8 protein-coding genes are annotated in these 12,364 nt (G+C 51.6%); 4 read left to right on the top strand and 4 right to left on the bottom strand.

Annotated features, from left to right (window positions below; translation table 11 throughout):
- The first annotated feature begins 38 nt into the window (after window positions 1-38).
- Complete coding sequence (locus tag ACZ5KP_RS13295; RefSeq protein WP_460918304.1) at window positions 39-686, top strand: hypothetical protein; 648 nt, start codon at window positions 39-41, stop codon at window positions 684-686.
- On the opposite strand, the gene ACZ5KP_RS13290 is transcribed toward ACZ5KP_RS13295, so the two are convergent.
- Window positions 681-956, bottom strand: a complete 276-nt coding sequence (locus ACZ5KP_RS13290) for a winged helix-turn-helix transcriptional regulator (RefSeq protein ID WP_460918302.1) — start codon at window positions 954-956, stop codon at window positions 681-683. The two genes, ACZ5KP_RS13295 and ACZ5KP_RS13290, sit on opposite strands and share 6 nt — an antisense overlap.
- A gap of 99 nt (window positions 957-1,055) precedes the next feature.
- On the opposite strand from ACZ5KP_RS13290, the gene ACZ5KP_RS13285 reads away from it, so the two are divergent.
- Genes ACZ5KP_RS13285 through ACZ5KP_RS13275 form a run of 3 tightly spaced genes read left to right on the top strand, consistent with a single transcriptional unit; the run spans window position 1,056 to window position 4,125 of the window.
- Window positions 1,056-2,090 carry a tRNA-guanine transglycosylase gene (locus ACZ5KP_RS13285; protein ID WP_460918300.1) on the top strand — a complete coding sequence of 345 codons (1,035 nt, stop codon included), beginning with the start codon at window positions 1,056-1,058 and terminating at the stop codon, window positions 2,088-2,090.
- Window positions 2,087-2,971, top strand: a complete 885-nt coding sequence (locus ACZ5KP_RS13280) for a hypothetical protein (protein ID WP_460918297.1) — start codon at window positions 2,087-2,089, stop codon at window positions 2,969-2,971. Before ACZ5KP_RS13285 ends, ACZ5KP_RS13280 begins: the two co-directional genes overlap by 4 nt.
- Window positions 2,968-4,125, top strand: a complete 1,158-nt coding sequence (locus tag ACZ5KP_RS13275) for a BREX system ATP-binding domain-containing protein (RefSeq protein ID WP_460918295.1) — start codon at window positions 2,968-2,970, stop codon at window positions 4,123-4,125. Before ACZ5KP_RS13280 ends, ACZ5KP_RS13275 begins: the two co-directional genes overlap by 4 nt.
- Window positions 4,126-4,400: 275 nt before the next feature.
- Here ACZ5KP_RS13275 and ACZ5KP_RS13270 read toward each other — a convergent pair whose 3' ends face one another.
- From ACZ5KP_RS13270 to ACZ5KP_RS13260, 3 genes are read right to left on the bottom strand one after another with little or no spacing between them, the layout of a single operon-like run.
- Window positions 4,401-7,592, bottom strand: coding sequence for a hypothetical protein (locus tag ACZ5KP_RS13270; RefSeq protein ID WP_460918293.1), 3,192 nt, complete (start codon window positions 7,590-7,592; stop codon window positions 4,401-4,403).
- Window positions 7,589-9,715, bottom strand: a complete 2,127-nt coding sequence (locus ACZ5KP_RS13265; RefSeq protein ID WP_460918290.1) for a hypothetical protein — start codon at window positions 9,713-9,715, stop codon at window positions 7,589-7,591. Before ACZ5KP_RS13265 ends, ACZ5KP_RS13270 begins: the two co-directional genes overlap by 4 nt.
- The gene (locus tag ACZ5KP_RS13260) at window positions 9,712-12,243 is read right to left on the bottom strand and encodes a DEAD/DEAH box helicase (RefSeq protein WP_460918287.1); all 2,532 of its coding nucleotides are present in this window, start codon (window positions 12,241-12,243) and stop codon (window positions 9,712-9,714) included. Before ACZ5KP_RS13260 ends, ACZ5KP_RS13265 begins: the two co-directional genes overlap by 4 nt.
- Window positions 12,244-12,364 lie beyond the last annotated feature (121 nt).

Here is a 12,364-nt window from a genome sequence, read left to right as displayed (position 1 = left end):
AGTGTTCGGCATCGAAATCCGTCCCAGAGAGTACCTCCATGATCGACGCCGAGCAGGACGGCCGAGCGCCCTCTGAAATCCTTCAGGAAACTGATTCTGACGGGATCCCGGCACGGGAACTCTACGCGGGAAAACAACAGCGCCGAATCACCGATGCAGTACGGATTCTGCGCGAGAACGGCCACGAGGTGCAGCGATGGTTCATCAGCGCGGGGTTTGGACTCGTCGATGAAACTGACGAACTTCCCCCCTACGACGCGACCTTCAGTGGAGCGTCAAGCGAGACGATCCAGCAACGAAGCAGGGAGCTCGGAATTACAGCGGCAGTCGTTGAGCAGATCAGCGTGACGGATATATTCGACATCGTCTTCCTCCCACTTGGGGCAGACTACTACTCTACGCTCGATCTTGATCGCGTGTATGCAGCGATCCCAGATGGAACTACCATCGTCGTATTCAACCGCGAGGACGACCAGAACCTGGAGAACGTAGTCTCGATCCCCGCACGGACCAAGGAGGCCAAACGACATGGTGTGACTGTAATTGAGTTGAAAGGGACCTATCTCAAGCAGTTTGCGTCGCGCCTCGGGAAGCGAAATGGACCACTGGACGCCGACACTATCGAGGTCCTCTGCCGCGAGGAGGAGGACTGCCAGTCGAACCTTGGCGATCTGGGCACCTTATAGTTCGTACGTCGACTCGAGTTTCTGGAGGTCAGTGATAAACGCCTGCCCTTCGTCTGTGATCGTGTAGGCGACATTTTTCGACGAGAACTCCTGGCGCTCCACAAACCCTGTGGATTCGAGGAACCGCAATCGCTTCGTCAACGTATCACTCGAGGCATCCAGTGTCGACTCGAGGTCGGTGAAGTTCTGGGGCCCGCCGTCGGCGAGCACTGCCAGTATCTCTAGTGCCCACTTCGAGCAAATGACCTCACGTACCCCCTCGTATCCCATATTCCTGCCTTCCCGAAGAGGTGCTTAACTTTGCTGTGTCGCTGATTACTTTGACCACGCAAAGCTATAAGTGTGAGCTCAGCTTATCCGCTCGCGTCGATGTTATACCGACGAAGAACGGTACAAACGCCGAACGGGTCCATCGAGACGCCTGTGCTCTTCCCTGTCCGGAACATCGGGAAACGGGTATCTGACAACACGCCTGAATACACGGATTCGATCCCGGAGTTCAACACAGCGATGGTCAACGCTCGGGCGATCAGACAACGCAAGGCAGTCTGGAAAAAGATCGAATCAGGAACATCGCTACGTGATGCGATGGACGTGCCCGATTCAACGATCGTATTCGCCGATAGCGGTGGATTCGACTTTTCATCCGCCGAACTCGATACGACACCAGAAGAGACGTTCCGAACCCAACAACGTTTGAATGCCGACATCTTCGGGACCGTCGACGTACCCCTGGATCGGGATCGTCGAAGCACCATTAACGAGCAAATCATCGAAGCGAACATCCAGCGTGCGGTGCAGGCAAGCCAGTTACACGACGTTGAGGCCCTCCTCTTTGGCAGCGTTCACGGATATGATCCAGAAACTGTCAATAATGGAATCAAGTATCTCGAGGAGCACGGCGAGTTCGACGGCTATGCACTCGGGAGTCTTGTTCCCATTCGCACTGATTACACGAAAGTGACAAAACTGATTCTTGCGGCGAGGCGTGCCACCGACAAGCACCTTCACGTCTACGGATTGGGTGGCATCGTCTATCAGCCACTGTTGCTCTATCTCGGCGTCGATAGCTTCGATTCCTCGGCCTTCATCCGAAGCGCTGGCAACCGAAACTACCTGCTTCCCGGCTTCGGCGGTCAAACGCTTCGGACTATCGAGGAACTGGAGTACCTCCCCTGCTCGTGCCCTGTCTGTGGCACCCGAACGCTTGATGCGATCAGGGAGGATCGGAGCCTCCTCACCCGCCACAATCTCTGGGCGATGGCTACTGAACTCCGCCGATTCCGGTATATGGTCGAGGCGGGCGAAGACATCGAGGATTATCTGGATCTCCGATTCCAGGGGAACGAGGTCACCGCGAGGGCGTTCGAGACGGCGAAACAGCAGGTGCGGAGGTTAGCATGAGTTCGGGACGATCGACTGTTCGCCCCGTCACTCTTGCACGGCTGGTCGAGGCAAGTTTCCTAACCGAGGATCACCGGCCAACTGACGAAGACATCGCCACTGAACTCGACACGACGCACCGACGGACACGAGAGATCATCCTTGAAGCAGTCCGACTAGGACTCCTGGAGATCACGGATGAAGGTCCCGATCGTTACCGGCTCACCACGGACGGAAGCGAGTTCTTGGAATCAGTGGTGGCCGAGGACTGGAACACAACGGATCGAATCCTCCAGGACCAGAGTCCACATTACGGCGCCTTCATCGATCGTGTCGAATCTGACGGTCCAATCTCGACATCGGATCTCCTGGGTCAACTGGAGACATCCACCCCGTCCCAGTACGATTTCAACGAGACCTCAATCGACCTACTCTGTGACTGGGGACAGCGACTGGGCGCCATCCAACGAAACGTCTTCACAGGACTGCTCTACACACCCACGAACAGATCACTCCCGAAAGAGTTCCCGACGGCGCTGGTAGCCTCCGTCAAATCCTTAGAGGAGACGGCAGGCGTCAACCTCCAGCAGCGGTACGTATCGATCCCGGAATTACGAGAAGCGTTCTGTGAGACCTATGAACTTCCTCGTGACGTCTTCGACGAGGGGCTCGTCGACCTGGCCGCTCAGAACGTCGGCCGGATCGAGCTCTCCGGTGCCCCGATCGACACCGGAGCCAAAGATGCACGATTCGGGATCAAGGAACTGGGCTTCACCGACGAGGACGGTCTCGTCTCGACGGAGCACACTTCTGAGCAGGTGATGCGCGGCGTCGAACTGCACGACAAACAGTACTACTACCTCGCGATTCACGACGAGAACCTTCAGTACACAGACCAATGAACTCGGACAACTTCGACATCACGGACGAACCCCAGGACTACTCGCTGCTTGGACTTGAAGAGAATCCGTTCCCGTACAGCCCCGTCCCAGCAGACGATCCGACCGTCTACTGCGGTCAGGATCACGTCGCGGAGGCCGTCAGTGATACGGTGTCGACCGTGTTAGGGACCGGGAAGTCGAAACACCTTGTCGTCACGGGCAAGTACGGGAACGGCAAGTCACACACGCTGAAGTACGCCCGATCGCTCGTCCGGGATCGATCCGATATCGTCGTCGGCTACGTGGCACAGCCGGGAGATGGCTTCCTCGATATCTATCACGAGTTCATGTATGACCTGGGATTCGACCGGGTCCAATCGATCGCCTACGAGTTCCTAGCCCACGTTGCTCAAAAGGAGATTGACGTTGAGATCGAGGATGCAACAGCGATGGAGATGGCGATCGACGACGGTGAGGTACTCCTGTCCGAGCTCGTGCCCGCAGCCGTCCAACAGTTGAGTGACGTGACGAAGTTCGCCGACTTCGCAAGGGCGATCATTCACATGGTGTATGAGGATACGAACCTCTACGCGTGGCAGTGGCTCACGGCCGAGGGGATCCGATACGAGCAACGCAAAGAAATGGAGATCCACACCGCGTTGGATGACGATACAATGGGTGTCAGAGCGTTTACATCCTTGAAGCGGTTGTTGCTTGAACTTGAGTACACGGGTGTGTTCGTGTTCATTGACGAGTTCGAGAGCATTGCCAGGCAATCGCCGAAGGACGAGCAAGCCACCCTCAACAGCATCCGTCACCTGATGGATCAGAACAGTACCGGCCTGAGTATGATGTTCGGTTGTGCGCCGGAGGTCTGGCAAGACATCATGAGCGAGTATCATGCCTTTTCGGAACGCATCGGACGCGAAGTCGCACTCAGACCGATGACTGACGAAGATCTCGAGGCCCTGGTCGAGTCATATCTCGAGATTGTGAGTGATCGGCAGGTAAGTGTCGACGATCTGTTCACCCAGGATAGTTTGGAGTTGATCCTTCAGCATTCCCATGGAAACGTCCGCCAGGCGTTATCGATCTGCAGTTACGCGCTCGATCGTGCTGTCAACGAATCGCGAACCCACATCAAAGAAGAAACAGTACGAGAGGTGATATCCTGACGGCTTTGTACAGTTAGAATGTCCGTCCAGAGACTATTCCGACCTTCTCCAGGTCCTCGAGGACCACGGTTCCGATCGTATATTAGGTATTCTTGCCTACCTCTGAACGAGTTCAGTTGCGAAATCTCTGGGACCGATCTCGACGGCATACATGAAGCTACGGAAGCCGTCCTCGAGAAGTTGATAGCCCGCTGAGAAGTAGGAGAACGCGACCATCCATCAGCCATTCCGAGTATGACTAGTTAATTAATTATCACATTTATTACTACTTCCCGTCACATTACATCATTGTCGGATAAAATCGAACTAAATACCGAGTTCCGTTCAAGTGTAGTTCTATCCCCAACGATCGTAACGTCTTGTGCAGCGCTCAACACTGTGTAGAGTGTCTCAATCTCACTCACTGGTGGGGAGACAGCACGATTCTCGTCAGCAATAGCAGTGCTGACAACAACTTCATTCCTGATATTTCCATCAAGCTCTGAAGGGAGTTTGACGGGTACGTTCATATTTTCTTCTCGAAATGCATCTCGGATTGAGTTAGCGTGTGCGACGAAGGGCGTCACAACTATATCGGGCTGATCGGATTGACAGACATCGACTACGGTCTCAACCTCAGCACTATTCTGAAGCAGGTGTCGGTGAAGATACGGAGTGGATTCAATTGGGACATTAACCTCCAGTTGGTGGGAGTCACCGTCGATCGGGTTGTTCGTCAAGATTCTGAATCGAATATCCTGAAGCGTGTATTCATTCTGGATCGTGAGATCACCAGCGTCAAGCGTGCGAATTTGCTCAAGCCGGTAGGAAATCTGCAATGCGTCAACACTCTCGATCGGTTCAAGACGAATATATCGCGCCTCGTTTTGCTCGTCTGCTCGTGGAATAGTTTCTTCAATCGTCGTTGACGAGATCGCGGTAGTCGCTTCCCCACCAGCGTCAACGAAATCGACCGAACCGGGTATTTGTTCAGCCGCGAAATCAAGCCGGCTGAAGATGTCTTCCATCTCACCTGGCAGTTCAGCCGGAACTTGGAGGCTGTCACAATTGTCGCTCTCGACCGATGCGTAGTGCTTGAACGCTCGCGAAAAGTATGCCTCGCCGAGAGAGGATTCTCTGGCATTTCCACTGACAAGCTCTGGCCCACGCCGGTGGACATCTCCAATAGCTACAAACCGATCAGCAAGACTACTCAAGAAATGGAATTGGGGTTCTGTCAGTGTCTCAGCACCGACCAGTGCGACAGTGTCAAAGAACTTCTCCGAGTGAGTTCTAGCGTTCTTATCACCATCCTCCATTCCATGGAAGACGTGATCTGAAAGCGCATAATGCAGGGAAGAAACGATCACTTGAGAACTCTCCAGAGCTTCGTAGATTTCGTGCCCACTCATCTTGGGCGTTACAGATGCAGTATCCGGATCCGCGAAGCCATCCATCCGCACATATCCAGAAACTCCACTCAATTGCTCAGCAATATCATCAGTCAAATCGGGAACTCCATTCAAAACCAACACCCGCTGCTCTGAATCCGGAATTGATCGTTCTTCATCGGGCACCTGATACGAATAAGATGTGATAATCTCAATGAGTTCTGTTATCAAGCCCAGTCTTTCCCGGCGAACAGGGACATCAATGTATATGCTCTCGCTTCCCAAGCAATTTTCAAGTACATCTAGTTCAGTGGGTAGGAGTGTCTCTCGAGCGTCCGAAGCTGGGTTTTTACGTTCCAGTACTGGTGATATGCCAGACCTCTGAATATAATCCACCTGTCCGAGGAGATCTCTCGGGAATTGTGCCGCTGAGAGTGTTAGTGTCGCTACGTAAGTCGCGGTTGGGTCGAAAAATCCTCTGGGTGGATGACCGTCCAACTCAAAAATAATCTTATCCTCGCTTTTGCCATAATAGATCACTGAGAGGTAGTATTCACTATCTTCACGAGAGAGTCGGACGTTCGAACCGGGTTGGAAAGAGGGTATGACTTCGCTGTCACTGTTCAGGATGAGACGTTGACCACCATCCAATGTATCAACAGTCAACTCAGGGATGCGCAGTCCAGCCTGTTCAAGTGTCTCGTTCTCGAGTCGGTCTAAATTACTGCCGAGTCTCATCCGGGCCTCCCGTTCATCACTCAGCGCGTTTCTGAGTTGGTTGAAATGATCAGTCGTCGATGGGTCTCGGTACTCAAGCCGTTGGTCACACTCCCCGAATAACTGGCACTGTGAGACAACCTCGCCAGTGTCATCCGTCTCGAAGCAGTCCCACCGCCGCTCTGACTGACAGTGAAATTTACAAGGAGACGGCAATTTTTTTCCCTCCGAATCCCCTTTACCGATAACGGTAGGATCCTTGAATGAACATCCCTCACAGTCTCGACCGAATGTCGTTGAAGTTCCGAACCCTTCCCGCAAAACGATAGCTTCGTTCCGCATACTCAAGATATCAGCAATATCGCGCTCTCGAAGACGTACCCTCTCGTAGTGTACTCCATCTACATCGGTTCGGTTGGGATACACGAGCTGCCCTTCGACACCTTCTTCGATATGTTCCGTAACCGATTCTCCAGCCTTCAGTGTCTCTAATAAGAATGCAAACAGGTAAACACGAAGTTGGAAGCGGTGCTTATCAATCTCTGAATCAGACACACGATAGTGTGTTTTGAAATCGTAAGGAGTTCCATCTACAACGAGATCGACCCGCCCATTGAACCCCGTTGCATCAGAGAGAGCTATTTCAGCCTCTATATTGTTCCCATCCGACACTATATTCTGGAACTTTTCGTCGTTTACTAGCGGTTCTATCGCACTTATCGCATGCTCCTTGATCTGGTTCGTACTGATCCACGCTAAGCGACACAAAGCGAGTTTGAGAGAGTATTCCCGGTCAAGAACATCCTCGAGACATTGGTCAATATCAGACTCAGCCCAACCAGATCTGAAGAGTTCTCGATACTCCTTAGTGCTAACTGCATATTCGAGGAAGTCATGGACAATATTGCCCTTTACTGCTCCAGGTGAGAGATCGTACGAATTAGAAGAGTATACATTCTTGTCGAATGCGAGTTCATAGATCCGTGGACATTCGCTGGCCGTCCGCATCTCACCTTTTCCGATAGCAGTGTCTGGTTGGCGAATGATTATCGATGTTACATTGAAATACCATTTCCCCTCGTTAGTATTGGGTATCCCACGTGCTACGACGACTTCCCCAGTTTCAAGTGGGACATTAGAAACTGCATCACGTACATATGGTTGCGTCTCTCCGAAGGTGTCAGTCCATTCTGGTTCCTCGTTCCAGAACGAAAGGAAGGCATTTCGGTCGAACTCAGTTTGTGACACCGAAATTTCGTAGAGCGTTTTGTTACCTCGTCTGTCACCGGTTTTTGGGCCGTCTTGGACGGTACACCGAACGGTAACTTCTGTACCATTGTACGATGGGTCTGAAGCAAGTGTTGATGCGGAGTATATCATGCGGAATCACCATCTAAGGATGAAATGGCTCTAGTCAACAATCTGCGGTCAAGCATTTGCTCTTGGTACCGATATTGGTGCGTGCAGGAGTGACGTTTAAGACAGTCCGGACACGCCCGAACGCATTGTTTTGTGATCTCCTCGACTCGCTCCGCGACCTCACTCAGATCGCGTCGCTGTGACTGACGATTTGCAAATCGTTCGTAGGTCTGTCGGACCCGCGTATCGAAGAAGGTCCGATCTTCCAGAGCGAACACTATATCGACCGGTTGTGGGGTACGACCGATTTGTTCCTCAACTCTTTGATACTCCTCAGCGACAGCACTGTAAAATCTAGTCAGTTCTCGAGTCTCTGCCAATGACTCAAGACGTAATCGAAGCTGAGGACGAACATCTTCATATTCTGTGTGTCGATGATCGTCTCCCAAGCTCTCGAAAGTGGATTGGAACTCCGCATCAGTGGACTGGCCCATGGCTTGAACCCGGTCGTATAGAAGTCCCCCTTCGGTTTCGGCCAGTAACTCAATTGCCGTATCTTCGGTGGCAGCAATATGACAGCAACCCTGTTCGGCGATGCCATTGAGAAGCACTCCGTCAGATATCGTCTGGATGTCATCGAATACCTCTTTGCTCACGCCAGCTCCACCCTGAATCGTGTCATAGATCCCAATCTGGATTGTGTCAGGATCTGACTGCTGGAAATTCACGTCATACCAGGCTTCGAACTCATTCCCCCCTGCACTGAATTCGGCGGCCCAAGATGCGAGGGCATGTTTTAGAGAGTGGACCAAGACGTGCTCAGCAAATTGGGAAACAGCTTCCTCGCTACGACACTCATCGAGGATTTCGGAGATGACTTCAGCTTCGTCCTCAAAGAGTGCGATATACCTCTTAATCTGGGCATCGTCATAATCCAGTAGACCCAATCGCGAACTCGATTCCGGAACCAAGCTCGGAAGCGTCTCGCGAATCGTTTCCAGGTCTGTTTCGAATATCGAATCTGGGGTATCAGATGCAGCAAAGAGCGTGTAGTCAAGTGCTACCAGTGCAGTATAGAAGGGGGTTACACTGAACGCATGCTCCAGGGCTTCTTCTTGAAAGAACAGTCGGTCCCATAGTTTCCGATACAAGAGAGCAAACTGAAGATCCGAAAAGAGCTTCGAGTTTGGATCGAGAGTGGTGTCCAATGTCTTCGATAAGACCCGATCGTCCAGACTGAATAAGACGACTTGACTGTCTTCTTTGCTTCCGACAAAAGCAGTTTGGTCATCACCATCGTGGCGATATCGGATAACATCAGAGAACGTTCGGTCCTTACCATAGAGAGTCAATAGAGTCGCATAGTAGCATTTGAGGAACGAAGCATCGTCGTTGAACTCTGCCTTCTCAAATAAGCCAGCAGAAAGGGCATCTAATTGCTTGACCGTAGCATCTTCCCCCTGAAAAAGCAGATGTTTGAACCAGAGGAATTGCGAAGTTGGATCACTCTTGAGTTGTACTAACTTATCCTCTGGAACATCCTCTGGTTTGAAATTGTGTATGAACTTCTGTTCAGGGTCCCAGAAGTAATTCGTTATGTCTACATCGTCGCTCACGCTGGGATTCCAGACATAGAATTCCTTGGGAATATACACACCAACCTCGTCCACGTCGTGGTGGTATGGGGTGTATTGTTCATCCTCGGCATCTGGAACAAGGACACTCAGTGGCTCCCGCGCTTGGACTTCGATCCCTTTCTCGATTTGGGCAAATCCAGCAACCTCTGAAGGATCAAAATTTCCAGTCCAAATGTCAAATTCCCATCTCCGTTTGTATCCACCCGGGAGGAAACTACCGAGTATCAGATCAAGGGGTTCGCTAGCCAGGAATCCTCCATCGGCACTCGTTACGCTCACATTGCCGCCGACCTGCTCAGGAATGAAGCTACTGGGGACTGAAAACGGACGGCGTGCTTCTGGATCAAGACCAAATAAATCGGGAATATGGCAGTAGGGGCTAAATTGGGTACCTTGGATTCGATCTAGGAGGTCAGACTGATACTGGATCAAACCATCAAGACGATCGCGTAGACGGTCTTCGCGGTTTTTGTCGAAGGCGTCTTCAAACGGATCTGCGCCACTCATTCTCCGTCACCCAGATTGATGTTCCCTTCAGCAATCTCGTTGAATAACCGCCGTTTGAATTTTAAGTCGTCTAACCGACTCTCGAGTTCAGATCGGTTCGTTCCTCTTGGGATGCGGGCTGCTTTCCAGAAGGCTTCCATGTCGTCTCCGAATCCTGTTGGAGTAATTGGGACCTTGGTCCGTTGGACGTAGCCATCAATCTCATCAAGTACAGTCTGGATATATTGTTCTTCAACTCCAGGGAACGTCCGCTGAAGCCACTCTTCAATATCGGATCTTTCACGCGTGAGACGATCATCTAACTCGTCTATCTGCAATCGTCGATAAACCTCATCCGCTACTTCATTGTCTGAGAGGTTCAAATAGTCAAAGATCGCTGAGACGAGATGTTCGGTCCTGACAAATTGGTTCCCCTCGTCGAGTTTGATCTCTAGATATCGCTCATCAGGATCGCTCAGTAAGTCTTGATGATGGAAGTAGAACGCGTCTTCGGGACGTGATCCAAGAACCACGACAGAGATGGGCTGGTCACCTGGATCACGCCCACCACGACCCTTACGCTGGACGAATCCAGGGATATTCATGGGGGCCCTGTACTGAAACGTCCCGATAATCCCTGGATGGTCAAACCCAACTTCCAGCGCACTCGTTGTCACCATCATGTCCCACTCATCGCCGTCTACTTTGTTTCCATCAGGAGTCTCTGTTCGTCCACTCTTGTGAAGATAAACGTCCATTGGTTCCATATCGAGCTCGCCGGTCATCGTCCACCAGCACTCCCCTGCTTCATAGACAGGACAGGGGCTGATATGCTTATTTGGCGGCAAGGGTTCACAGAGAGCTCGCTCCTGATCGTCAGCATGGCCACGGAATTTCCCTTTTGGGCAATCCGGATTCGTGCCATCTTCACCCTCGTCGCGGAGGAATGCGTCGGGACTCCGAAGTCTGAACAACTCTTGCCCTTCGACGCCTCGCCCAGACTCCGCGTCCTGGATGTAATCTCCCAGCCTTTTGACGGAATCAATTGAGTCTACAAAGCCAAGAATTTTGTTCTTCTGTGGACCATCCGGGGGATCCTGTTTGAGGATAGTGTGATACATCGCGAAGGCGACTTGGATCATGGAGGAGAGGTTAGTGACATTCGTCTCTTCGAAGTCATCCTCATCCCAGTCCTGTCGGGGTTGATACTTGGCTTCTCCCTGTGGGACCTGCACTTCACGAGGATCGGTAGACTTGACGAAAACGAGATACTCCCAGCCAATCTCTTCGACTTCTCCTTTCTCAGTTCGCGGTGTGATCTCTTTGGCATCGGCGGCACCGAAGATCCGTTTAGTGAAATTAGGGGCATTCGAGATGGTTGCACTTGATGCGACAAATGAAGGGGACTGTTCGCTATTTACAGCAGACATTGCTGCTTGAAACCGTCGCATCACATTGGCAACATGCATCCCATACTGATTGGTGTAGACATGAACTTCGTCGAGGACCACGAATTTCGGCGGATTCGAATGTTTCCAGAATTGATCGTATCCCCGATGATCCATCAGCCTGCGATGGAGAGTGTCTGGGGTGACGACGATAATGTCGGCTGATGCCCCTTTATCTGCTCTGGCAAATGATAGAGAGTGGGCGGGGTCTTTCTCACACTCCATATCTTCGGTATGGATCTGGCCATCACAGTCGTCGATAGGACAATCGATGTGCGTATCATCTCCATTCCCGTGTTGCAACGCGATTGATATCGGAAGAGAATTGAACGGGATGTCGTCGTCGTTTTCAATGATATTCTCTATTTCGAATAGGTAGTCTACAAGCCGCTCAAACTGATTATCACAGAGGTCAGTTCGTGGATACGATAAGACAGCGTCAACACCATCAACGTTGACACCGGGGTAGTTAGCCATTAGAGAGTACGCCAAAATCGGGAACAGAAATGCCTCTGTCTTCCCCCCACCTGTGCTCGCCGTGATTACGTGTGCACGATCGCTGGAGTCGCGTGTGATGGATTGGGTGAATAGCTCTTCTAAAGACCGGCCCTGAAATGCCGCGAGTCCAGTCATATCTCGCCGTTTGCACAATTTGTAGATGAGCTGGAGTGAGGTCTCAGCGGCATCATGCCAAGTCTCAGTATCAGTGGCTGATTCGAACTCGGCAGCTGGAGAAGCAGTCCGTGTTACATCCAGAATCTCTCTGATTTTGGTCCCAAGATCTATCCCTTCATCGCCCCACTTTGGCTTTTCACGAGACTGGATGTCCATCTTCACCATCTTCGTGAGGCTGGGATTGAACTCGAAGTCACTTTCGTCCGCAAATCGTTGCCGGAGTAATGCGAAGTACCGTGTCACTTCGGCTACTCTGCTCCTGACGCGCTGCTTGTCATAGACGTAAAGAAGGACGTCACGGTCTTCGAGTCTGTCAATTAGATGTTGAAACAACAATTTGCTTGCAACTTGATTAGAGATTTCTCCAGGAAAAACACGGGTGATATCGATCGAATTTCCGTATTCGGACTTTCGTTTGCCAGTCACGAAGGTTTCATAGAAGCGCTGCTGAAGAGTCCGAAGGCTGACCGCAGAATCGTAAGTCCCAGCATTGATTTGTTCTTTGCACTCCTGGTCAACCCAACGAAGGATGTGTTGCTGTAAGACC

The sequence above is a fragment of the Salinarchaeum chitinilyticum genome, from assembly GCF_055390775.1.
The sequence above is the reverse complement of the archived record's forward strand: the minus strand, read 5'-3'. Positions and strand labels throughout refer to the sequence as shown.